This window comes from Methanococcus maripaludis C5 (assembly GCF_000016125.1).
GTDB lineage: Archaea > AGJL01 > Methanococci > Methanococcales > Methanococcaceae > Methanococcus > Methanococcus maripaludis_D.
Genome location: NC_009135.1, coordinates 300,176 through 323,373, shown reverse-complemented (window position 1 = coordinate 323,373; position 23,198 = coordinate 300,176). Strand labels below are relative to the sequence as shown.

The window sequence follows — 23,198 nt, the reverse complement described above, 5'->3', positions numbered from 1 at the left end:
GAAAAATTTTTTCGAAAGATTAATAGTTTTTAAATCTTATATTGAATATCATTTTAAATATAGTTTCGCAAAACTTCTTCAAAAAATTATAAATGGGATACCGTGATTTATATCGTTGGAATTGGACCTGGAAGCAGGGATTATGTTACAGAAAAAGCATTTGATACAGTTGAAACTTCTGATTTTGTTTTAGGGAGTAAAAGATCCCTTGAAATCTTTGAAATTAACGGAGAAAGAGTAGAGCTCACAGTAAACCTTAAAAACGAACTTTATGAATTTCTAAAAAATTATAAAAATTCAGATTCTAAAAAAAAGGTTTCTATCCTGTCTACAGGAGATCCCTGTTTTAGTGGCCTTTTAAAAACCATTTTTTCATTTGATTTTATTGAACAGGATGATTTTGAAGTGGTTCCAGGAATTTCTTCAATTCAGATGGCGGCTGCAAAAGCCAAAATATCATGGGAAGACTACACCATTCTTACACTACATGGAAAAGAAGAAAATTTAAAAAAACTGTTAGATTTTGTAAAAAATGATGAAAAAGTGATTTTTTTACCAAATAATTTAAAAAATGATCTTAACTATTTAGTTGAAAATAGAATTTCTACTGAAAAAGAAATTACTGTTCTTGAAAATCTTTCTTATGACAATGAAAGAATAATTACAGATAAAATATCAAATTTACTTGGAAATAATTATTCTTATCTTTTAGTCTGCATTATAAACTAACGAAGTGATGATTTTGAAAAAAATAATTGCATTACTTTCAGTTTTAACACTATTTTCAGGATGTATTGGAAATGATTACAGTTCTGTTGAACTCGTTGAAAATAGCCCTTATCCAGAATTTATTTACCTAAATAAGGATATGCTAAAAATAGTTGCAAATAAAACCTCTGAAGAACCAGTTTCTGATTATTTCTTTGTAATTTTTGATGGTACATACATTGATAAAAATAATTACTCAAAATTGGCCGTTAAAACTCCACTCTGGAGATTTGGAAGCCTTTTTGTAAATAACGATATAAAAACAAAAAATGGACTTATACTTTTAAATTCGGATTATGTTGGATCACCCGATCTTAAATACAATACACCACTTAATTATAATGATATAATCATATACAATAAAAATTACGGAATATTCATTGAAATTGGTCAAGAATACACCTCTGCCGAAATAATTACTGAAAATTTGCCTGTAAATAAATATTTCATGGAAAATATAAAAAATATTTCGGGTAAATATATTATAAACCGCGAAATCATTGAAAAAGAAGATATTTTGATTGGAAATTATGTTTTAGAAGGTGGAATTCCAATTGGAGATATGAATAACAGTGTATTTGACATGAATATTACCCCTAAGTCTTAAAAAACATTTAATTTTTGAAAACCAAATAAAAAGATATAAAAAATGAGTTAACGAATTAAATATTATCATATAAAAGCGGAAAAAATGGGGATAGATCATGGACATAATGCAGTTTGTTCCAGACCTTGGAACTGGATTTATAACGGGTTTTGTTGTTGGATGGGGAATTAAAATGGCCATGAAAGTGGTTATTGCATTAATGGGTCTTTATGTATTCAGTTTAATATACTTAAGTAATTTAGGCGTTATTTCAATAAATGTAGATGCATTGTTCGGTCTTGTTGGAAGTGTTGAAGGTGCAGTTATGTCTTACGGAAGTTTAGCTATTGGATTAATTCATTCTGTATCATTGGGCGGCGGATTTGCAGCGGGTGCCACAGTTGGATTAAAACAAGGTTAATTCAAAATAATTAAACCATTTTAAAATATATTTTTTAGATTTAAAAAAGTGAAATTATGGACACTCGTATTAGGGATTTTGTAAAAACCGATGAAGGTTATTTTGCAGTTAATACTTATTACCACCCGGAAAATTCAGTCATTTCTTTTTTAAGATACATAAATATTGATAAAATTGGAAATCATATCTTAAAAGACTATGATCTCAACGAAAACGACATAAGAATACTGAACGGTCAAAAATACATAAAAATAGCGGACAGCGCGAAAGCCTATGCAATTTTAAAAGAATACTACCCAGAATATTTATTTTATGATGATATAAACGACGTACTCTTGCATGCCATTCCTAAAAACAATGTTAAAGAAATTTTAAGTCCCCAGAAAAGATTAGAAGAAGTTTTAAATGAACAAAATACTGAAGCCGAAATAAAATGTGCGAAATTAGCAGATACGCTTCATGATTACGGAATTGAATATAAAAACATGGGGGTATCTGGATCCACTGTTTTAAAACTAAACAATGAAAATTCAGACATTGATTTTGTAATTTACGGAATGAAAAACCACAAAAATGCAAGAGATATTCTTTCAGAAACTTTTAAAGATGGAACTTTAGAACCGCTCTCAGAAGATTTCTGGAAAAAGGCGTATGCAAAAAGAATAAAAGATGGAACCTTAACTTACGATGAGTTTGTTTGGCATGAAAAGAGAAAATTAAACAGGGGCGTTGTTGATGGAGTAATGTTTGATTTACTTGCAACGAGAGGCTGGGATGAAATAAATGAAAAATATGGGGATAAAAAATACAAAAACTTAGGATTTATCCAGATTAAAGCGAAAGTAAAAGACGATACCTTTGTTTTTGACAACCCTGCAGTATACAAAGTAGAAAATGTTGAAATTTTAAACAATGAAAATAATGCGAAAGTTTCTGCTTTCGAAATTGAAGAAGTGGTATCATTTACCCATACTTATGCAGGATCCACATATAATGGCGAAAAAATAATTGTTCGCGGAAAATTGGAAGAAGTTTACGGAAAAGAAACTTACAAACGAGTTGTTGTTGGAACTACGCGGGAAGCATTTAATGAATACGTAAAACTTGATAAATAATTAATTTTCTTTTTTTTAGGTGGTAGTATTATTGATATTCCAAATTACGGTAAAATAACTTCTAAAACGGTTGTTTTCGATTTAAACGGGACTTTGGCAGTTGATGGGCTTGTAAGTGAGAAAATAAAAGAACTTTTAAAAGAACTTGGAAAAACTTATAAACTCGTTGTACTTACAGCAGACACTTACGGAACATTGGAAAAGGAATTCAATGGCCTTCCAATTACAGTTGATAAAATCAAAAATGAAATAGAAAAAGAAAAAGCTGCTGAAAAATATTCTCCATATATTGGAATTGGAAACGGAAATAACGACTGCTTAATGCTTGAAAAAAGTGAACTTGGAATATTAATAATCGGAGAAGAAGGGGCGTCAACAAATGCGCTTTTAAAGTCAGATATCGTGATTAATAATATAAAAGATGCAATAAATCTGCTTTTAAATGAAAAAAGAATCATTGCAACTCTTAGAAAATAACTTAAAAATAAAATTTAAATTAAATCTCTTTTAAAATTTCTTCAATTTTTTTGAAATATTTTTCTTCTTCTGGAATTACAGTAATTTCTTTTGCTGGAAGGGTAATTGATGCCCTGAATCCATTTTCTCTCGCAATTTCTGTTGCTTTTTTATTTATTTTATATAAATCATCAAATAATTCAGTTGTTAATTCACAGTCAGGACTACAGTACTGAAGGCAGCAGCCCTCTCTCCAGTAACCGATTTTATTTCCTGCTTCGCTTACTCGTTTTATATCGATATTATAATATTTTTGAAGATTAAATACATCAAAATGCCCAACACGAATTAATGGCCTGAAAAAATGAATTTTGTATCTTTTTGGAACTTTTGTGATCTCCATTTTTTTATAAAGTTCAAATTCGTCTTTTCTTTTAACATTGGTATTATTTTCACGGATATATTGGAAGACTGGGCCTGCAATTTTTTCAAGCGCAGTTTCTCCAGTCATTATTATTTTTGCATTTTCTTCTTTTGCAATATCTATCATTCTAGCTTTCATTATCGTTTTGCAGATGCGGCAGATGCTTTTTCCTTTTGCACCCTGTGTTTTTTTGGCCAATTCTTCAGTCACGTTTGGAAAGATTATTGGTATATTAAATCTATCGGCTAATTTTTTTGCTTCGTTTGTTGAAATATCCCAACTCCATTTGTGGACAAAATGAACACACAAATGAACGTTTAATCCAAGTTCCTTTGCAACTGCGAGTGAAACAGCACTATCTTTTCCGCCACTGAGCATTACAATTATTTTTTCGTCTTTTAACTTCAAATCTTCAAAATTATTTAAAATATCTTCTTTTAACTGATTTAAATGCTTTAAATTTCGCTTATTTTGCGTCCAAGGCCTAAATTCAAGATTATTATCCATATAACCCACTATCTTTAAATTAATTATATTATTTCTGCATAAAAAAAGTTTTATGCTTTAAAATCTATGTTTTCTACTCCGTTGTAAACTGTGAAACGGTCAATTCTTGCAAAACCGATTAATAAAATATCATTTTCTTTTGCCAAAATTACCCCCTTGTCTGTTGACGGGGATTTCGTAATAATTACCGGAATTTTAGAATTTACTGCTTTTTTAACCATCGCAGTTGGCTGTCGTCCACTTGATGCAAGTACACAATTGTTTAAATCAATATTATTTAAAACAGCATATCCAACTACCTTATCTACTGCATTGTGCCTTCCGATATCCTCAAAATATATTATTTTGTTTCCTGAAAAGTCAAAGAGTGCTGCCCAGTGGACTCCGCCTGTTATCTTCCAAGTGTCTGAAAGAGTTGGCATTGTTTCCATGATTTTTTTAATTGTGCTTAATTTTAAATTTACGTTCTCTTTTTTTGTATCTTCTTTTTCTAATTCTTTTGAATCCACGTAAATCTTCTTATCTTCTATCTTAATTTTTGAAAAATTTTCAGGAGTGATATATCCTTCTGAAATAGTGTATCCAATACCCAATTCTTCAATATTTTCAGGAGATACGACCATTGTTTCAATTAATTTTCCATCAAGGTACAATTCATAGAAATCCTCAGTTACTATCGTGTCTTCCTTTTCTAAAAGCCCTTTTTCTGCGCTCCAAGAATACGTTTTAACTTTTGTAACCATTTTAGACATTTTCGCACACTCCAAAATCATACCATCAATATTATTATAACTTAAAGGATATAGTTGTTTAAATAACTGTGATACTATGAACTTGGAAAGATACAAAAGACAGATTTTAATGGATGATTTCGGAGAAACTGGCCAAAAAAAACTGCTAGATGCAACTGTAACTGTTGTCGGTGTTGGCGGACTTGGAACCGTTGTTTCACAATATCTAGCTGCCGCAGGAGTTGGAAAGTTAAAATTAGTTGATTATCAAGAAGTTGAACTTTCAAATTTAAATCGGCAGATATTACATTTTGAAAAAGATATCGGAATAAAAAAGGTCATTTCTGCAAAAGAAAAGTTAAAAAGTATTAATTCAGAGATAAACATTGAAATTTATCCTGAAAAAGTAAATGAATCCCATATTAAAAATTCAGACGTTATTGTTGATTGTCTCGATAATTTTGAAGCGAGATATTTATTAAATAAATTTTCAAATAAATACAAAATCCCGCTCGTTCACGGGGCAATTGAAGACTTGCGAGGACAGGTTACAACGATAGTTCCCGATGAAACACCATGTATAGAATGTATTTTTAAATTAAAAGATGAAGAAAAAAATAAGTCTTTTCCAGTGCTCGGAGTAACTCCTGGAGTAATTGGTTCAATTCAAGCAAGCGAAGCGATAAAATTAATAACTGGAATAGGAACTCCTTTAAAAAATAAATTGCTTTCGATAGATATGCGAACAAATGATTATTTCACATTTAATATAAAGAAAAATCCTGAATGTAAAATTTGCGGTGGTTTGAATGATTAGAGTGTCTAATGAAGATTTTAACGTTGATGTTGAAACTAAAGCCCTTTTAAAAGAACATCCTGAAATAGGCGGTCTTGTAAATTTTGTAGGGGTTGTTAGAAACGTAGGATATGATAAAGGCGTTGAAAAAGAAGCTGAATTTATTGAATTTGAATGCTACGAACAGATGGCTTCAAAAAAACTTGAAGAATTAAAAAATAGGGCAATTGAAAAGTTTAACATAATCAATGCTACATTAATCCACAGGATTGGAACGCTAAACGTTGGAGAAAATATTGTATTAATCGTTGTTGGTGCAAAACACAGAAAAGAAGCATTTTTAGCCTGTGAATATTTGATCGACAGCTTAAAAGAAGAAGTTCCGATATGGAAAAAGGAATTTTCAAAAGATGGTTCCTACTGGGTAGAACAGCACTAAGTTATTTTAATTTTAAAAAAGGAATACCATGAAATTTTTTCAAGAACAAATAGCAATTAAAGAAACAAATATTCTTTTAAAAGTAGATAATCCCAAATTTTTTAAAATGGCGAAAAATGCCGTTATTAATGAACGATTAAACCTTGAAAATTATATTTTAAGAAATCCCATTTTTTTAACTAGCTATTCACCACTTGAAGTTCCGGATAACGCGCCAAAAATAGTAAAATTAATGGCTGAAGCTGGATTTAACGCGGATGTCGGGCCAATGGCGGCAGTTGCAGGAACATTCAGTCAGTTAATTGTTGAAAATCTGATTGAAAATGACTGTAAAAATGCAATTTCTGAAAATGGTGGCGATATCTGTTTAAAATGTGAAATGGATACAACAGTTGGACTTTATGCCGGAAATTCGTCACTTTCTGGAAATTTGGGATTTAAACTAAAAAAAGAAAAAATGAAAAATGGATATGGAATCTGTACCTCATCAGGAACTGTTGGACACTCTGTAAGCTTTGGAAATGCTGATTCAGTTACTGTTTTTTCAAAATCTGCAATTATTGCAGATGCAGCTGCAACTTCGATTGGAAATTTTGCAGTTGGAAATGCTGTTGATGCAATGAATAATTGTCTTGAAAAAGCTGAAACTATTTCCAAAATTGATGGTGTTTTTGTATGCATGGGCGAACATGCTGGCAAAATTGGAAAAATACCCCAATTGATAAAAACGGATAAAAAAGAAGTTTTGGGAAATGTTTTTGAAATGGTTTGAAGTAAAATTATAGTATATTTGGTGTATATCATGAACTCAAAAGCAATAAAAGGTATCGTTTTAATTTCTGCAATAATATTTTGCGTAATCCTTACCGGATGTGCAGACTATACAGATCCGTCAAATGAAACTGTTCAGGCCGCCGTTTTAAACGAAGAATATGAAGAAGAAAATGAAGAAAAATACGATACTTCTAATGATGAATCATATGGCTCCGAAGAAAACAGATGATCATTAAATTTAAAATGTAAAAACAAATACTATTTTTAAAATTATTTTAGAAACTTATTCGCCATAAAGGTGGTTTTTTGAAGGAAATTAAATTAAATTCTGATTCTTTAGAAATTTACGAAAAATCAGCTTCTAAAAAACTAAATAGGAACGATTTAATTGATTTGTGGAATTTAGATTTAAATGATTTGCTGGATATTTCATACGCCTTAAAAAAATTATTTAACAAAGATAAAATTGATTTATGCTCCATTATGAATGCCAAATCAGGAATATGTCCTGAAAACTGTATATTCTGCTCTCAATCAAAACATAACAGTTCAAAAATAGATACATATGAATTAAAATCAAAAGAAGAGATTTTAAAAAATGCTAAATCCGTTGAAAAATATTCAAACCGCTTTTCAATTGTTGTAAGTGGAAAAACAGTTACAGATTTAGAATTTGAAAAAATTATTGAATCTATTGAAGAAATTCAAAATAAAACGAAATTGAAAGTATGTGTGTCTCTAGGGCTTTTAAATAAAGATCAATTGAAAGCTTTAAACGAAAAAAACGTAAGAATCCACAATAACCTTGAAACTTCTGAAAATTACTTTAAAAATATCTGTACAACCCATGACTACAACGATAAAATAAAAGTAATTCTCGAAGCTAAAAAAATTGGGCTTGAAATGTGCAGCGGCGGTATTTTTGGAATGGGTGAATCCATTGATGATAGAATTAATTTATTTTTAGATTTAAAAAAGCTCGGTGTTGATAGTATTGCACTAAATCTTTTAAATCCTATTTACGGCACCAAAATTTACGATAGAATAAACTCAGGGGATATTTCGCCAATTAATTCCATTGGTGCATTGAAATCTCTCTGCATTGCAAGAATTACTCTTCCAAATAAAGTAATACGGCTTTGTGGTGGAAGAGAGCATGTTTTAAAAGATATGCAAAAATATTCACTTCTTGCAATTGATGGTTTAATGATTGGAAACTATTTAACAACAAATGGACAAAATATCCAATCCGATTTAAAAATGATTGAAGAAATGGGTTTTGAGCGATGATAAACATGGAAAAATGTTTGCTGGAAAAATATAATTCATTACTCGAATTTTTCAAAAATAAAAAAGTGATTGTTGCGTATTCCGGAGGTGTTGACAGCACACTTATTTCAAAAATTGCAAGCGATGCCACAAAAACACTCGCTGTAACGGTTGATAACGGATTTTTTTCTGAAAATGTAATAAAAAAAGCAGAAGATTGTGCTAAAAAATATAATATTCCCCAGAAAACAGAAAAAATAGATTATTTAAATGAAATTACCTCAAAAAACTTAGAAAACCGGTGTTACAACTGTAAAAAAAGAATTGCAGAAGAACTTAAAAAAATAAAAAATGAATTAAATTATGATATTATTGTTGATGGAACGATTTACGACGATATATTCGAAGATAGGCCAGGAATAAAAGCTTTTCACGAAGAAAATATAATTTCTCCCCTTTCTGATTTAAAATTCAACAAAAATGACGTTTTCGAAATTTCAAAATACTTAAAAATTGATATTCCAAAAAAAGATACCTGTATGGCCACCCGTATTTTATCAGCACCGATTTCTAAAGAAAATATGGCTAAATCGAATTTAGCAGAAGAGTTTATAAAATCAAACTTCCATATTGAAAGTTATTTAAGGGTGCGCTACATTGAAAATATTGCAATTATTGAGTTAACAAAGAACGAATCGGAAAAAATATTTGATAATGATTCGATAGAAAGAATAAATACGGAACTTAAAAAAATAGGGTTTGAAAAGGTTGTAATCGACCTAAATTTTAAATAATTAAATTACGCGAGAATTGGTGATTTTATGGAGATAAATACTGATAAATACAAAAATATTACGAGAAATCTTGAAAGGGAAATGATTAATTTAAATCCAATTCAAAGGGGAGGAATCCTTCCAACTGAATCTAAGAAAATAATCTATGAATACTGGGACGGATACAGTGTCTGCGATTACTGTTCAGGAAGACTTGACAGAATCGAAACTCCTCCAATAAACGAATTTTTAGAAGATATGTCCAAATTTTTAGGAATGGATATAACAAGACCTACACATGGTGCAAGGGAAAGTAAATACGCTGTTATGAATTCCATCTGTAAGGAAGGGGATTATGTTGTTTTAGATGGAAATGCCCACTATACTTCATACGTGGCAATCGAAAGGGCCAAATTAAACTACGAAAAAACCGACATTGGGGAATACCCGACATTTAGAGTAATTCCTGAAAGTTACGCTGAAAAAATTGACATGCTCGAAGACTCCAAAAAAAATATTGGATTAATCCTTTTAACGCACGTTGATGGAAATTACGGAAACGTTGCAGATGTTGAAAAGGTAGGAAAAATTGCAAAATCGAAAGGGTATCCATTTTTATTAAACTGTGCGTATTCTGCTGGAAGAATGCCTATTGACGGAAAAAAATTAAATGTAGACTTTATCGCAGCATCAGGACACAAAAGTATGGCTGCATCAGGTCCTTGTGGCCTTCTTTCAATAAATAAAAAATACGAAGATGAAGTGCTTGAAACATCAAAAGTAAATGTGGTAAAAGAACTCCAGATGCTTGGCTGTACAAGTCGAGGAATTCCAATTTTGAGTTTAATGGCAAGCTTTGAACGCCTGATTGAAAGGGTTAAAAAGTGGGATTTAGAACTTGAAAAAACAAGAAAAGTGGTTAATGAACTTGAACCATTAGGATTTAAACAAATTGGGGAAAAACCTAGAAACCACGATATCATACGATTTGAAACTCCAATTTTAGATGAAATTGCAGAAAAAGATAAAAGAAGAGGATTTTTCTTCTACGAAGAATTGAAGAGAAGAGGACTCGGCGGGATAAGAAGGGGGGTTACAAAAGAATTTAAGATGAGTGTTTATGGATTAACCAATACTCAAGTTGACTACGTGATAAATAGCATGAAAACAATTATAAACGAGTTAAGGTGAATTAATGAGTTCTAAATATATACTTCCAGTAATTATGCTTTTAATTCTTGTGGGCGCAATATACTTTTCATTTGCACCCGATAACTCTGAAAAATACGTGTTTTTAGCGGTTACATTTAACATGGGCGGTTTAGACTATCAAGGATACATTGTTGAAGGTCGAAATATAATCTTTGAATACGCCAGAGAAGGAAACTCATTTTCACAATCCGTAACTCCTAGTTTTACAAAGACTGATGAACAATACAAAAATATAGAGCACGTATATGTAAAAATCGATACTAACGGCGATGTAAAATACTACGAAGCTGAAATATTCGATGAAACCGAAGAAATGGTAAAATACTACGCAAAAGAAGAATAAAATAAAAAAATTAAATTGAAAGCATTCTCTCGATTGCATTTCTTGCATTTTCAATTATTTTATTATCGAGCATTATTTCGTATTTTTCTTCCAAAAGACATTTTTCTATTTTTTCTAAAGTTATATTCTTCATGGAAGTACATAAAGCATCTTTTCTTAATGGAATTAATTTTTTTGATTTTCCTGCTTTTTCAAGATCAATTTTAAGTCTTGATATCATATCGCATTCTGTTCCGATGATAAATTCGTTGCATTCTGAATTTAACACGTGTTTTACCATTCCACCAGTACTCATTACGTGATCTGCAATATCCTGTAATTTTGGGTTACTTTCGGGGTGGATTAAAAGTTCTGCATTGGGATAATTTTCTTTTACTGCTCTTGCATCATCAAGAGTAAACATTTTATGGACATAGCAGTGTCCACCCTCAGGCATTGGGATAATTTTTTTATCCGATCTTCTTGATACAAAGTATCCCAAATTATTATCTGGGCCAAATAATATCTCGTCTTCTTCGAAAGAATTTACTACCAAATCCGCATTTGCAGAAGTACATGTTGCATCAGCAAGAGCTTTTGCAGAAGCAAGCGTATTTACATAAATTACAACTTTTGCATTTGGGTGTTTTTTCTTTGTATCAATTATAACTTCAGGTGGAAGCTGGTGTGCCATCGGGCAGTCTGTTTCAACAATTTCTGGAATAAGTACTTTTTTTCCGCTGTTTAGTACTTTTGCAGTTTCTGCCATGAAATCTACGCCACAAAATACAATTATATCTGCATCAGTATCCCTTGCAGCAATGCATAATTCCAGTGAATCTCCAATAATATCTGCAATTCTCTGAATTTCTTCAGGCTGGTAATTGTGAGCCAAAATTACTGCGTTTTTCTCGTTTTTCAGTTTGTTTATCCTTTCAATTATATCCATAAAAACACCAAAAGTAAATTCGTGATTTTGAATGATCTGTCACTTTTTTATTTTTCATTAGTTTTTCAGTAATTCTTTTTTTATTTTTAAAGATTCAATAACGATGTATTTTGCCATCTCGTCTAAGGTGTATGGTGTTATTGGTTCCATGTCTTTTATAAATTTACCCGTGCCTACTACCAAATGTCCTTTTGTTCCCATTTCTAAAAATTCAACTGGACCTTTTTCGGTCTTCGCGTCCCCAATTTTAATTAATGGATTGAATCCAAATACCCCATTAGTTCCAATTGCAACTTTTCCAGTATTTTTACAGTATTCTACAATTTTTTTTCTAATTGGAAGGGTATCTCCGCCCGCAAAAACAATTAAAACTACTTCTCCAGTTATTTTTTCAATATTTTTTTCAGTAATGTCTTCAAAAAATGCTTCAATTCTTTCTGGGAAAAATTCTTTTAAAAAATTTACTTTATATTCACCAATTTTTGCACCGTGTTTTCTGTGCACTACATCATTTTGATCAATCTTTGCTGCATCAAAAATTTGGAGCTTTTCAAATCCACCCCTGTGAACTTCCAAAATATTCATTGCAATTCTAATCCCGAGCCTTCCACATCCAATAATAGATACGGTTCCGTTTGGTTTTAATTTATCTTCAAGTGCTTTAATATCCATAAAAATCACAAAAATAATATATTTACTTAAAATTGACATTTTTCGATTAAATTTCTGAATTTAAAAATATAATTGTCCTTTAATAATATAAAGATAACGTTAGCGAACCTAACGATAGTATATATATCTTATCATTTGACTTTAGAAGAATCATATAAATAGATAGGTGGCCTATGTTGTATATGACTCACATGGGATGAAAATATGCCAGAACATATACTATCAGGGATCAAAGCAGTAGTCGCAATAAAAATGCGAAAAGAAGGGAAACTTCAAAGAGAGATAGCGGAGTTTCTAGAAATGGATCGTTCAATCATCTCCCACTACCTACACGGCAGATATCCATCAGATAAGGTCATGAGAGTCTCTGAAGAGATTATAAATTTACCCCGAGAATACGGTATTCCATTAATTACTTCGCTTGGAGACAACAAGCAGATTACTAAAAAGTTAATAGAACGGATTTACAATATAAAAATAGATATTGACATGGAAAAGTGTATCGCATGTGGCAAATGCCTTGAATGCGAATACGGGGCAATTTCAGTATATTCCGAAGATATCGGCATATCAATAGACAGAGAAAAATGCATTCTTTGTTGTAAATGCGTTTCCGAATGTCCTGTTGGTGCTTTGAAAATAGTCAAATAATCGAAATTAGGGAGGAAGTACAATGAAAAACTTCAAAAAAGACGAAAATGATGGCGTCATTGAAATTTCAAGATCTGGCGTTGAAAAAAGAGTCTTGAAATGGGACGACTGTACCTGTGTTGGTTGCGGTATTTGTAGCGAAATCTGTCCTACAAGCGCTATAGAAATGGGACCATTAGGTGCTATTTTTAAAGGAGAACTTGATGCTCCAAAATTAGACATCTCAGAAAAATGTGTTTTATGTGGTATGTGTGCGTGTGCATGTCCATTTGATGCAGTTAAATTAAGCATTAACGACAAACCAATCACCGAAATGCCACAGTACCCTAAAATCAAAAGAGGAATTGAGTTAAATCAGTCCAAATGTGTTTTATGTGAACAGTGTGAATTAGTATGTCCTCAATGTGCTATTGACGTTGAAAGAGAAGTTCCTGAAAGAAAATCCTTAGTATTAGGGGAAATCACAATTAAAAAAGACGATTGTGTTTTATGTGGAATTTGTGCTGAATACTGTCCTGCTGAGGCAATTGAATTAATTCCAAACGACATGAACGCTTTAAGCTTAAATCCAATTGCAGATATTAAAATAGACTTAGACGCTTGTGTATATTGTAAAGTATGTGAAAAAGCATGTCCGCACAATGCAATTGAAGCAATTTGCTACAAATGTCCACTTGCAAGCAAAATTAAAGAACCTGAGCTTTACAAAGAAATTAAGGGACAAACAAACATCGACAAAGACCTCTGTGTATCCTGTGGATGGTGTGCAAACATCTGTCCTGCTGATGCAATAGAAGTTGAAAAACCATTCGAAGGAGAATTAATCATCGACGAACCTGCATGTAACGCATGTGGTGCATGTATTTCAGTTTGTCCATGTAATGCCCTTGTATTCCCAAAACCTGAAAAACAGGGAGACAAAGTGCCTAACGTTATGGTTAATCAGGATGTATGTATCCTCTGTGGTGCATGTACGCATTCATGCCCTGTTGATGCATTAACAGTTAAAAGAACAAACATAAACATGACTGAAGCAAATGCACCTGCATGGAAAAAAGCTTTCTCAAAATTAATAAAATAATGTGAATATTATAGGTGATTTAATGTACAAACTCGAAGTATATCCTGAAAAATGTCACGGATGCGGAAACTGTGTTGTTGCATGCCCTGTAAATGCACAAGACCCCGATGTATATGGTGGCAAAGGACCAAGTAGCGATGAAAAATTAGTTATGAGAGTAGAAAATGGTGTTGTATCCATCGTAAACGGGGACTTATGCGGTGGATGCGGTGCATGTATCGAAGCATGCCCTGTTGATGCTATTAAAGTGGTTATTGTAAAATAACTGGAATTTTAAGCATATCTTATCTATTGTTGGTGATATTATGAAATTTATGCTAAATACGGGACGAACCATCTGGCAAGGAGAAGCCATTGAAGCTGGAAAGAACCTTGAAATGTACAGAAAAGCTGCAGCAGTCTGCTACATGAACCCAGAAGATATGGATGCATTGGGAGTTAAAGATGGCGATGCGATAAAAGTAACTTCAGAATATGGTGACGTTGCAGTAAATGCAATTACAACAGACCAGCCAGCCCCAATTGGAATGATATTTATCCCAATGGGACCTTGGGCAAACAGAGTTGTTTTACCTGACACTGAAAGTACCGCAATGCCTTCATTTAAAGGCCCTCTTGAAGTAGAAGTTGAAAAAACTGATGACGAAGTATTATTAATGTCCGACTTAATGAGAAAAGCATACATTGAATAATTGGAATATCGGGTGATCTCATGGAATATATCATAAGAAATGGTACCGTCTACGACCCTAAAAATAAGGTCAACGGAGAAAAGATGGATATCTGCGTGAAAGACGGAAAAATCGTAGAATCTGTATCAAAAAATGCTTTAGAAATTGATGCAAATAAAAAAGTAGTAATGGCAGGTGGTGTTGATTCACACAGCCACATTGCAGGAGCTAAAGTAAATACTGGAAGGACACTAAGACCTGAAGACAGTAAAAAAGATCTATTTTCAAAAGAAGGATTGAGACAAGGATCTGGATTTTCAATACCTTCGACATTCAAAACAGGATACCAATATTCGGGTATGGGTTATACAACAGTTATCGAAGCAGCTATGCCTCCGCTTGTTGCAAGACACACACACGAAGAATTTATGGATTTACCACAAATCGACAAAGCTGCAATGCCATTATTTGGTAACAGCTGGATGGTACTTGAGTACTTGAAAAATGGCGATTTGAGCATGTGTGCTGCATACGTTGCTTGGCTTTTAAAAGTAACCAAAGGATATGCAATAAAAATCGTAAACCCTGGTGGAACAGAAGCTTGGGGTTGGGGTAAAAACGTACACGGTTTAGATGACGAAGTTCCATACTTTGGAATCACACCAAGAGAAATCGTAACAGGACTTGCAAAAGTAAACGAAATGCTCGGGTTACCACATTCCATTCACGTACACCCAAATAACCTCGGTCACCCTGGAAACTGGGAAACCACCATTGATACGATGGACTGTGTAAAAGATATCAAAGCTAAACCAAAATTCGGTGACAGGGATACTGTTTACTATAACACCCACCTCCAATTCCACTCATACGGTGGAACTTCATGGAAAGACTGTGTAAGTAAAGGGGTAGAAACTGCAGATTACGTAAACAAAAACAAACACGTAATGATTGATGTTGGTCAAGTTACACTTGATGAAACCACCACAATGACTGCTGATGGACCAATGGAATACGATCTCCACATGACAAACGGTCTTAAATGGGCAAACTGTGATGTTGAGCTTGAAACAGGTTCAGGTGTTGTTCCATTTATCTACTCACCAAAAGGACCAGTTTACTCCCTCCAGTGGGCTATTGGTTTAGACATTTTCCTCTACACACAGCCTGAAAAATTAATTTTAACGACAGACCACCCTAATGCAGGACCATTTGTAAGATACCCAAGAGTTATCGCTTGGTTACTCAGCAAAGAATACAGAAATGACTGGATTCAAAACAGGGTTCACAAATGGGCTGCAGAAAAAAGCCACATAACTGAAACCGACAGAGAATACTCAATGTATGAAATTGCACAGATTACAAGAGCAAATTCATCAAAAGTACTCGGTTTAAGCGGTGACAGAGGCCACTTAGGTGCTGGTGCTAAAGCAGATATTTCAATATACGACATCGACCCTGAAGAAAAATCCGGTAAAAAGATAGAAAAAGCATTCCTTGAAGCAGCTTATGTTTTAAAAGATGGCGAAATCGTTGTAAAGAACGGAAATGTTGTAAAAGAAGTTTATGGGGACACAATCTTTGTGAACGCAGAAATAAACGAGAACTTAGAAGCAGAACTCATGAAAGATCTCAGCATGAAGTTTAGAAAACTCTATTCCGTAAACATGGAAAACTACCCAGTTCAAGATGCTTATGCAAACAGCTGGATGCCAATAAACATTGATGCTACTGAAATACAATAAGGAAATCTTATTCAATCTTTTTAAGGTGGAAATTATGAATGAATTAATTCTTAATTTGAAGGGCGATGTATCAGTCCCTATTGAAATGGATAAAATACTTCCAGAAAAACTCCAAGAAATGAGCTTAGAAGAAATTTCTGGAATTGAATTGATACAGGGAAACAAAACTGTTAAACTAAGCGAAATGTTTGACGTTGAACTCAAAGAAAGCCCTGTTGCAAAAGTAACCATTAACAACTGCTGTAAAAAAGTTAAAAGAATCGGCGAAAAAATGACATCTGGCGAAATCGTTGTAAACGGCGATGCTGGAATGTACATTGGAGTTGAAATGAAAGGCGGAAAAATTACGGTAAATGGTGACGCTGAAAGCTGGGTAGGTCAAAACCTCAAAGGTGGAGATATCACCATTAACGGAAACGCTGAAAACTACGTTGGTTCGGCATACAGAGGAGACTGGAGAGGAATGAGTGGTGGAAAAATTACCATCACAGGTAACGCTGGATCCGAACTTGGAGAATACATGAAAGGCGGAACTATTCTTATCAAAGGTAACTCAAAAATCCTCCCAGGAATCCACCAAAATGGCGGTATGATTATTATCGAAGGGGATATCGAAGGAAGAGCGGGTGGAGAAATGATGAAAGGTGCTATCGTAGTTTACGGTAAAATCTTAGAACCGCTTCCATCATTCAAATTCGAAGGAATAGTTGAAGACCCACTCGTTAAATTATCCAAAAAAGATGCTGGAACTCAGTTGAAAGGAACATTTATCAAATTCAGCGGAGATTACGTAAACGCCAAACCTAAAGGAGAACTTTACGCAGCTATCGAAAACAATCAAAACTTACTCTAATACTTTTTTTAAATTTTTGAAATTGTTCCATTTTGAATTATTTTTTATACCCCTATTTGTATAGTATCAATTATAATCTAAGGAGGATTACTATGATTTTAGAATTAAATGGAATTTATGCAGGGCTCCGATTTTCATCAGCACATATCGTATTTGGACATGACAGCTGCGGGGTAATTCACGGCCATTCTTACTACGTAGACGTAAAACTCTCAGGCGAACCTTCCGGAGAATTTGGGTTTGTCTGCGATTTTAAAATATTAAAGCAGATTGTAAAGGAACTTTGTGGTGAACTCGACCATAAACTGCTTGTTCCAAGAGATCATGAAAACATGGAATACTCATTGGAAGGAGATTCGATTTATTTAGAATACGTTGAAAAATCGGGAAAAGTAAAAAAATACATGTTTCCAGTAGAAGACATTAATTTACTCCCTTTAAAATCAACTACTGCAGAAGATCTATCCATTTACTTTGCGAAATTTATTGAAGATAAGCTTCAAAAAATGGGTCTTGAAAAGTCAATCGAATGGATCGAAACTACAGTAAATGAAGGAATTGGTCAGGGTGCAAGATACATCCTAAACTTGAAATAATAGTGCAAAAGGCGTGAAATCAAATAAAAATTTATATAAATCAGAATTTGCACACTTTTACCATGATTATTTTCTAAACCTGGTGATAACATGAACCTGGAGCTTTCAGTAACTGAAGCCATGAGTACGCCGGTAGCCACAGTAACATTGGATACCACAGCTTACGATGTGGCAAATATCCTTAAAGACAAAGGAATTGGTTGTTTAGTAGTATTAAACGATGCTGGAAAACCAGTTGGTATCATAACAGAGCGAGATTTAGCACTTGGCGTTGTTTCAAGAAATTTAAAATCAAAAGAAGTAATAGTGGAAGAAATTTCTTCTCCAAAATTAATCGCCATTGCTCCAAAATCCACGATAATGGATGCAGCTAGAAAAATGGACTCGGAAAACGTAAAAAGACTCCCTGTAGTTGAAGGTGATGAATTACTCGGAATAGTTACAGTAAGCGATATTACAAAACTATCTCCTGAGCTCTTCAATATAATGGTCGAAACAAACGAAATTCATAATTCAGAATATCCATACCCTAAAACTGAAGAAATCGAAGGAATTTGCGAAATTTGCGGAAGTACAGATAGTGTAAATTACATTAATGGAAGATATATCTGTAAAAACTGCAATGAAGATTCTGAAGACGAAGAAGAGTAATTATCTAAAAAAAGAGGGATATTTTGAAAATAAAAACCATTGTCGGCGAAAAAAAAGTCGAAAAAGTATACCCCACTACAAAAATTATCGAAGCTCTTGTAATGATGGACAAGGAGAACATCAGAAGAATATGTGTTGTTGATCCTGGAACTGGAAGAGTTGAAGGAATTCTAACGAACATGGATATTGTAAACATGTTGGGCGGAGGTTCCAAATATAATCTCGTAAAGTTCAAGCACAACCACAATATGCTTTCTGCCATTAACGAGCCGGTAAAAGAGATAATGACCGACAATGTGGTATTAATAAAAGAAAATGCAGAATTAAATGAAGTAATCGACTTATTTGTTGAGAAAAAAATTGGTGGAATGCCCGTAGTTGATAAATCAGGCGTTTTGATTACAACAATTAATGAAAGAGATGTTATAAAGTACTTAAAAGATCAGGTTGACGAAAAGCTTCTTGTAAAAGACTGCATGACTGAAAATGTGGTATCTGCAACACCCGGGGAAAGATTAAAGGATGTTGCAAGAACGATGCTTAGAAATGGATTCAGAAGGCTTCCAATAGTTTCCGAAGAAAAATTAGTTGGAATTATTACTTCAACTGATTTTGTAAGGCTATTTGGAAGCGACTGGGCATTTAACCATATGAAAACCGGAAATATTCGAGAAATTACGAATGTAAGAATGCAAGACATTATGAAAACAGATATTGTTTCAGTAAAGTCTGAAATTAAGCTAATTGATGCAGTTAAAAAGATGAATGAATTAAATATTGGCGTACTTCCAGTAGTTGATGGAGAAAAACTTGTCGGATTAATTACAGAAAAGGATATTGTGAAATGCATTTACAAAAAATAAAATAAATTACAACTTTTTTAGATTTTTTTATTTGAATTAGCATTTATTTTTTATAGTGAAATTTACTATTATTTTTCAAACTCGATTATTATATTACCGGTGATGACTTTTGAAAATTAAACCAGAATGCGCACTTTGTATTACACGACAGGTTGTGGATGTTGCAAAGGAACTAACAGATGACAAATCCGAACAGTTTAAAATCATAGCATGGGGTCTTAAAAAAATATCTGAAATGTATAGTGAATCTTCCGTTCCTTCATTTATGGGTACTGAACTTCACAGGCACTTGAAATTAAAAACTCAAAATAGCGATCCTTACAAAAATTTAAAAGATGTTGCAAACGAATTTGCTCTTAAATACTTAAATGATGTTGAACATTTGCTTGAAAGTGACGATGAACTTGAAAGATTGCAAAAAAAAGTAAAATTGGCAATTGCGGGAAATGTAATTGATTTTGGTCCGTTTAGTACTGATGTCAATATTGAAAACATGGTAAAAACGACGCTTGATGGAAAATTAGATCTTGATTTTAGCGAAGAATTATTAAATGAACTTAAAAATTCAAAAAAAGTATTTTACACCTGTGATAATGCAGGCGAAATTGTTTTTGACCTTCCATTAATAAAAGAACTTAAAAATTACGTTGAAGTTGTTGTATCAGTTAAGGGAAGTCCAATATTAAACGATGCTACTTTAGAAGACGTTGAAACCGCAGGAATCGATAAAGTAACAAAAGTAATTACAAGCGGAACCGATACAATTGGAATCCGGTTTGAAGAATCTTCAGAAGAATTCTTAAGTGAATTGAATAGTTCTGATTTCATTATTGCAAAAGGAATGGGCAATTACGAGAGTTTAACTGAATACGAAGAAAAACGGGAAAACTCCGAAAAAATTCCTGTTTACTACATATTAAAAGCAAAATGTGAGCCTGTTGCAGAACACGTTGGGGTATGTGAAGGCGATAACGTTCTTTTAAGGAAAGAGATAAGTAAAGTTTAAAATTAATAACTGCAGATTAGATAAAGAAAAACATTTATTCATTTATTTTTAAGGTGGTATTTTGGTAACTTACAAAGACGCTGGTGTGGATATTTATAAAGAAGACAAAGTGATTAGGGCGCTTGCATCCCAGATTAAATTTGAAAGAAACGATGCAATAAAACCTGCTGATTTAAAAGGACATTATGCAGGAGCTATTGAATTTGGAGATTACTATTTGGTGCTCTGTACTGATGGTGTTGGAAGTAAAATGGTTGTTGCGGAAATGGCAAACAAATTCGACACCGTTCCAATTGACATGATTGCAATGAACGTAAACGATGCAATATGTATCGGAGCAGAACCTGTTGCTCTCGTTGACTACATGGCTGTTGAAGATATCACAGAAGATATCGCTTCACAAATTGGAAAAGGATTGAATGACGGAATAAAAGAATCAAACATCAATTTAATCGGTGGAGAAACTGCATCACTTCCAAACATGATCAAAGGAGTGGATTTAGCAGGAACCGTTCTTGCAGTTGTTAAAAAAGATGAAATCGTATCCGGTAAAGAAGTAAAACCTGGTGATTTAATCGTTGGTTTAAGAAGCAGCGGAATTCACAGTAACGGTTTATCACTTGCAAGGAAAGTATTTTTCGACATCGCAAACCTCGATGTCAACAGCAAATTATCACACGGCAAAACGGTTGCTGAAGAGCTTTTAACCCCTACAAAAATTTACGTAAAACCAGTTTTAGAAATGATCAAACAGGTAAACGTAAAAGGACTCGCACACATCACAGGTGGCGGATTTAGGAAATTAAAAAGATTAAACAAAGAAGTATGCTACAAAATCGATGAATTACCTGAAATTCTTCCAATATTTAAAGAAATACAGAATTTAGGAAGCGTAGCCGATGAAGAAATGTTTAAAACATTTAACATGGGAATCGGATTTTGCGTAATCGTTGATAAGGAAGATGCTGAAAAAATAATTGAAATATCAAACCACCACAACATACCTGCATTTGTAATTGGAAAAATCGAAGACAGCGTTGAATTAAATGGCGAAACTAAAAGAGAAACAGTTTTAGTTGAATACAACAACAAAAAAATGATAATGGAATAATTTAGAATGTAATATTAATTAAGAACACGGGTGAATACTGTGCCTACAATTAACGTGAATAAGGTAGATTTAGAACGATTGAGCAATATTTCCCTTTCGGATAAGATAATCGAAGACAGATTTCCGATGATGGGAGTAGAAGTAGAAGAAATATTTGAAGAAGTCGATAAAAACGGGAAAAAACAGAAAATGGTACAGTTTTCAATAAATCCGGATAGACCTGATTATTTAAGTGTTGAAGGCCTTGCAAGAGGATTCAGGGGATTTATGGGAATTACCACGGGAATCCAAGAATTTGAAGTACTCAATTCAGACATTAAAGTAATTGTTGAAGAAAATGAAACAAGACCGTATGTTGCATTTGCACTTGTTAAAAATGTTTTAATGGATGAATTCGTCCTTGAAAGCATGATAAACCTTCAGGAAAAATTACACTGGGCAATTGGAAGAGATAGAAAGAAACTTGCAATTGGAATTCACGACTTCGATAAAGTAAAAGCTCCATTTACTTACAAAGAAATCAAAGGCGACGAGATTAAATTTGTTCCTTTAGGATATGAAGACGAAAAAATGACTCCAAGAGAAATTATTGAAAAACACGAAAAGGGAATAAAATACGCTCATTTAATTCAGAATGATAAATTCCCAATTATTGTCGATGCAAATGGCGAAGTTCTTTCAATGCCCCCCATAATTAACGGAACACTAACAAAAGTAACCCCAACATCCAAAAACTTACTTATCGACATTACTGGAACTGAAAAAGAAGCTGTTGAAGAAACCCTTAATATTATCGTCTGCGCACTTGCAGAAAGACGCGGAACCATTGTTTCAGTTGATGTTAACGGAAAAAAATATCCTGATTTATCTTTAAAATCAAGAATGATTTCTGTGGAATCAATCAACAAAAAATTAGGACTGGAGTTAAACCCCGGAGAAATGATTCAGGCTGTTAAAAAATCTGGAATGGATGCACTCTATGAAGATGGAAATTTGATTGTAAAAATTCCTGCATACAGAAATGACATCTTACATAACGTTGATTTAAAAGAAGAAATTGCTATAAACTACGGCTATGAAAAATTCGAAGGAAAATTGCCATCAGTTGCAACTACTGGCTCAAAAGACCCTGTTGAAAAAAAATGTAACGCAATGTCTGATTTGATGATTGGACTTGGATTCTACGAAGTTATGAATCTTACACTTTCAAATCAAGACACATTATTTGAAAAAATGAATTTAAAAGTAGAAGAAAAAGACTACATTGAAGTTTTAAAACCTGCTTCAATCGAACACAGGGTTCTTAGAACTTCAATTCTACCACTTCTTTTAGAAACACTCTACATTAACAAACATCACTCGCTTCCTCAAAAAATATTTGAAATTGGTGACTGCGTAGTTATCGATGAAAATGATACTGAAACTGATACCAAGTGTAAAAATATCAAGAAAATTGCGGGTGCGATAACACATCCTTTAACGAACTTTAACGAAATAAAAAGTTCAACTGAAGCACTCCTAAGAGAGTTTTTTGAAGATTTTGAATTTGAAAACTACGAACATCCAGCATTCATACCTGGAAGATGTGCAAAAATAATCAAAGATGGAAAAGAAGTAGGATTTTTTGGAGAAATTCATCCTGAAGTGATTTTAAACTTCGAACTCGAACATCCGATAGTCGGATTTGAAATAACAATCGAATAATTATTTTAACTTTTTTTAATATATTTTTATTGATGTTTTTTTTAATTTTTAG

Annotated in this window: 29 protein-coding genes; 25 read left to right on the top strand and 4 right to left on the bottom strand. The window is 33.0% G+C overall.

Features of this window, described 5'->3' with window-relative positions; translation table 11 throughout:
• Window positions 1–102: 102 nt before the first annotated feature.
• The 5 genes from MMARC5_RS01860 to MMARC5_RS01840 all read left to right on the top strand — a co-directional run bounded on the left by MMARC5_RS01860 (window position 103) and on the right by MMARC5_RS01840 (window position 3,367).
• A complete protein-coding gene (locus MMARC5_RS01860) occupies window positions 103–729 on the top strand; it encodes a cobalt-precorrin-7 (C(5))-methyltransferase (protein ID WP_011868135.1) in 627 nt (208 codons plus the stop codon).
• A 7-nt stretch (window positions 730–736) separates the two neighbouring features.
• On the top strand, window positions 737–1,375 hold the full coding sequence (locus MMARC5_RS01855) for a hypothetical protein (RefSeq protein WP_011868134.1): 639 nt from the start codon (window positions 737–739) through the stop codon (window positions 1,373–1,375).
• A 97-nt stretch (window positions 1,376–1,472) separates the two neighbouring features.
• Window positions 1,473–1,775 (top strand): FUN14 domain-containing protein, encoded by a 303-nt coding sequence (locus tag MMARC5_RS01850; RefSeq protein WP_011868133.1) that lies wholly within the window; start codon window positions 1,473–1,475, stop codon window positions 1,773–1,775.
• Window positions 1,776–1,831: 56 nt separating this feature from the next.
• Window positions 1,832–2,890 carry a nucleotidyltransferase domain-containing protein gene (locus tag MMARC5_RS01845; protein ID WP_011868132.1) on the top strand — a complete coding sequence of 353 codons (1,059 nt, stop codon included), beginning with the start codon at window positions 1,832–1,834 and terminating at the stop codon, window positions 2,888–2,890.
• Between the two features lie 27 nt (window positions 2,891–2,917).
• Window positions 2,918–3,367 carry an HAD family hydrolase gene (locus tag MMARC5_RS01840; RefSeq protein ID WP_196793265.1) on the top strand — a complete coding sequence of 150 codons (450 nt, stop codon included), beginning with the start codon at window positions 2,918–2,920 and terminating at the stop codon, window positions 3,365–3,367.
• 19 nt (window positions 3,368–3,386) lie between these two features.
• On the opposite strand, the gene MMARC5_RS01835 is transcribed toward MMARC5_RS01840, so the two are convergent.
• Both MMARC5_RS01835 and fdhD read right to left on the bottom strand, forming a co-directional pair.
• Window positions 3,387–4,277 (bottom strand): phosphoadenosine phosphosulfate reductase domain-containing protein, encoded by an 891-nt coding sequence (locus tag MMARC5_RS01835; RefSeq protein WP_011868130.1) that lies wholly within the window; start codon window positions 4,275–4,277, stop codon window positions 3,387–3,389.
• Between the two features lie 50 nt (window positions 4,278–4,327).
• Window positions 4,328–5,029 (bottom strand): formate dehydrogenase accessory sulfurtransferase FdhD, encoded by a 702-nt coding sequence (gene fdhD / locus MMARC5_RS01830; protein WP_011868129.1) that lies wholly within the window; start codon window positions 5,027–5,029, stop codon window positions 4,328–4,330.
• A 76-nt stretch (window positions 5,030–5,105) separates the two neighbouring features.
• Here fdhD and MMARC5_RS01825 point away from each other — a divergent pair, with 76 nt between their 5' ends.
• The 8 genes from MMARC5_RS01825 to MMARC5_RS01790 all read left to right on the top strand — a co-directional run bounded on the left by MMARC5_RS01825 (window position 5,106) and on the right by MMARC5_RS01790 (window position 10,614).
• A complete protein-coding gene (locus MMARC5_RS01825) occupies window positions 5,106–5,825 on the top strand; it encodes a HesA/MoeB/ThiF family protein (protein ID WP_011868128.1) in 720 nt (239 codons plus the stop codon).
• The gene (locus MMARC5_RS01820; protein WP_011868127.1) at window positions 5,818–6,243 is read left to right on the top strand and encodes a molybdenum cofactor biosynthesis protein MoaE; all 426 of its coding nucleotides are present in this window, start codon (window positions 5,818–5,820) and stop codon (window positions 6,241–6,243) included. Before MMARC5_RS01825 ends, MMARC5_RS01820 begins: the two co-directional genes overlap by 8 nt.
• Window positions 6,244–6,271: 28 nt before the next feature.
• Entirely contained in the window at window positions 6,272–7,015 is a 744-nt protein-coding gene (locus MMARC5_RS01815; protein ID WP_011868126.1) for a UPF0280 family protein, read from the top strand.
• A gap of 30 nt (window positions 7,016–7,045) precedes the next feature.
• Window positions 7,046–7,246, top strand: coding sequence for a hypothetical protein (locus MMARC5_RS01810; RefSeq protein WP_011868125.1), 201 nt, complete (start codon window positions 7,046–7,048; stop codon window positions 7,244–7,246).
• A 77-nt stretch (window positions 7,247–7,323) separates the two neighbouring features.
• Window positions 7,324–8,307: a biotin synthase BioB gene (gene bioB, locus MMARC5_RS01805; RefSeq protein ID WP_011868124.1), complete on the top strand. Its 984-nt coding sequence runs from the start codon at window positions 7,324–7,326 to the stop codon at window positions 8,305–8,307.
• Window positions 8,304–9,080 (top strand): ATP-dependent sacrificial sulfur transferase LarE, encoded by a 777-nt coding sequence (larE, locus tag MMARC5_RS01800; RefSeq protein WP_011868123.1) that lies wholly within the window; start codon window positions 8,304–8,306, stop codon window positions 9,078–9,080. Before bioB ends, larE begins: the two co-directional genes overlap by 4 nt.
• 27 nt (window positions 9,081–9,107) lie before the next feature.
• A complete protein-coding gene (gene pscS / locus MMARC5_RS01795) occupies window positions 9,108–10,250 on the top strand; it encodes an O-phospho-L-seryl-tRNA:Cys-tRNA synthase (protein WP_011868122.1) in 1,143 nt (380 codons plus the stop codon).
• A 4-nt stretch (window positions 10,251–10,254) separates the two neighbouring features.
• On the top strand, window positions 10,255–10,614 hold the full coding sequence (locus MMARC5_RS01790) for a hypothetical protein (protein WP_011868121.1): 360 nt from the start codon (window positions 10,255–10,257) through the stop codon (window positions 10,612–10,614).
• 10 nt (window positions 10,615–10,624) lie between these two features.
• On the opposite strand, the gene nadA is transcribed toward MMARC5_RS01790, so the two are convergent.
• Together nadA and MMARC5_RS01780 are read right to left on the bottom strand one after the other, a co-directional pair.
• Window positions 10,625–11,542, bottom strand: coding sequence for a quinolinate synthase NadA (gene nadA / locus MMARC5_RS01785; protein WP_011868120.1), 918 nt, complete (start codon window positions 11,540–11,542; stop codon window positions 10,625–10,627).
• Between the two features lie 57 nt (window positions 11,543–11,599).
• On the bottom strand, window positions 11,600–12,214 hold the full coding sequence (locus tag MMARC5_RS01780) for a ThiF family adenylyltransferase (RefSeq protein WP_011868119.1): 615 nt from the start codon (window positions 12,212–12,214) through the stop codon (window positions 11,600–11,602).
• A gap of 204 nt (window positions 12,215–12,418) precedes the next feature.
• Here MMARC5_RS01780 and MMARC5_RS01775 point away from each other — a divergent pair, with 204 nt between their 5' ends.
• From MMARC5_RS01775 to pheT, 12 genes are all read left to right on the top strand, one after another.
• Window positions 12,419–12,865, top strand: coding sequence for a 4Fe-4S binding protein (locus tag MMARC5_RS01775; protein ID WP_011868118.1), 447 nt, complete (start codon window positions 12,419–12,421; stop codon window positions 12,863–12,865).
• Between the two features lie 22 nt (window positions 12,866–12,887).
• Window positions 12,888–13,946 (top strand): tungsten-dependent formylmethanofuran dehydrogenase subunit FwdF, encoded by a 1,059-nt coding sequence (fwdF, locus tag MMARC5_RS01770; RefSeq protein WP_011868117.1) that lies wholly within the window; start codon window positions 12,888–12,890, stop codon window positions 13,944–13,946.
• A gap of 22 nt (window positions 13,947–13,968) precedes the next feature.
• Window positions 13,969–14,211, top strand: coding sequence for a 4Fe-4S binding protein (locus tag MMARC5_RS01765; RefSeq protein ID WP_011868116.1), 243 nt, complete (start codon window positions 13,969–13,971; stop codon window positions 14,209–14,211).
• A gap of 40 nt (window positions 14,212–14,251) precedes the next feature.
• Complete coding sequence (fwdD, locus tag MMARC5_RS01760; RefSeq protein ID WP_011868115.1) at window positions 14,252–14,638, top strand: tungsten-dependent formylmethanofuran dehydrogenase subunit FwdD; 387 nt, start codon at window positions 14,252–14,254, stop codon at window positions 14,636–14,638.
• Window positions 14,639–14,658: 20 nt separating this feature from the next.
• The gene (fwdA, locus tag MMARC5_RS01755; RefSeq protein ID WP_011868114.1) at window positions 14,659–16,362 is read left to right on the top strand and encodes a tungsten-dependent formylmethanofuran dehydrogenase subunit FwdA; all 1,704 of its coding nucleotides are present in this window, start codon (window positions 14,659–14,661) and stop codon (window positions 16,360–16,362) included.
• A 34-nt stretch (window positions 16,363–16,396) separates the two neighbouring features.
• Entirely contained in the window at window positions 16,397–17,215 is an 819-nt protein-coding gene (gene fwdC, locus MMARC5_RS01750; RefSeq protein ID WP_011868113.1) for a tungsten-dependent formylmethanofuran dehydrogenase subunit FwdC, read from the top strand.
• 92 nt (window positions 17,216–17,307) lie between these two features.
• Window positions 17,308–17,811: a 6-carboxytetrahydropterin synthase QueD gene (locus MMARC5_RS01745; protein ID WP_011868112.1), complete on the top strand. Its 504-nt coding sequence runs from the start codon at window positions 17,308–17,310 to the stop codon at window positions 17,809–17,811.
• A gap of 90 nt (window positions 17,812–17,901) precedes the next feature.
• On the top strand, window positions 17,902–18,462 hold the full coding sequence (locus MMARC5_RS01740) for a CBS domain-containing protein (protein ID WP_011868111.1): 561 nt from the start codon (window positions 17,902–17,904) through the stop codon (window positions 18,460–18,462).
• Window positions 18,463–18,485: 23 nt separating this feature from the next.
• Complete coding sequence (locus tag MMARC5_RS01735) at window positions 18,486–19,325, top strand: CBS domain-containing protein (RefSeq protein WP_011868110.1); 840 nt, start codon at window positions 18,486–18,488, stop codon at window positions 19,323–19,325.
• A gap of 109 nt (window positions 19,326–19,434) precedes the next feature.
• Window positions 19,435–20,331: a damage-control phosphatase ARMT1 family protein gene (locus MMARC5_RS01730; RefSeq protein ID WP_011868109.1), complete on the top strand. Its 897-nt coding sequence runs from the start codon at window positions 19,435–19,437 to the stop codon at window positions 20,329–20,331.
• Between the two features lie 61 nt (window positions 20,332–20,392).
• Entirely contained in the window at window positions 20,393–21,442 is a 1,050-nt protein-coding gene (gene purM, locus MMARC5_RS01725; protein ID WP_011868108.1) for a phosphoribosylformylglycinamidine cyclo-ligase, read from the top strand.
• 39 nt (window positions 21,443–21,481) lie between these two features.
• A complete protein-coding gene (pheT, locus tag MMARC5_RS01720) occupies window positions 21,482–23,146 on the top strand; it encodes a phenylalanine--tRNA ligase subunit beta (RefSeq protein ID WP_011868107.1) in 1,665 nt (554 codons plus the stop codon).
• The last annotated feature ends 52 nt before the right edge of the window (window positions 23,147–23,198 follow it).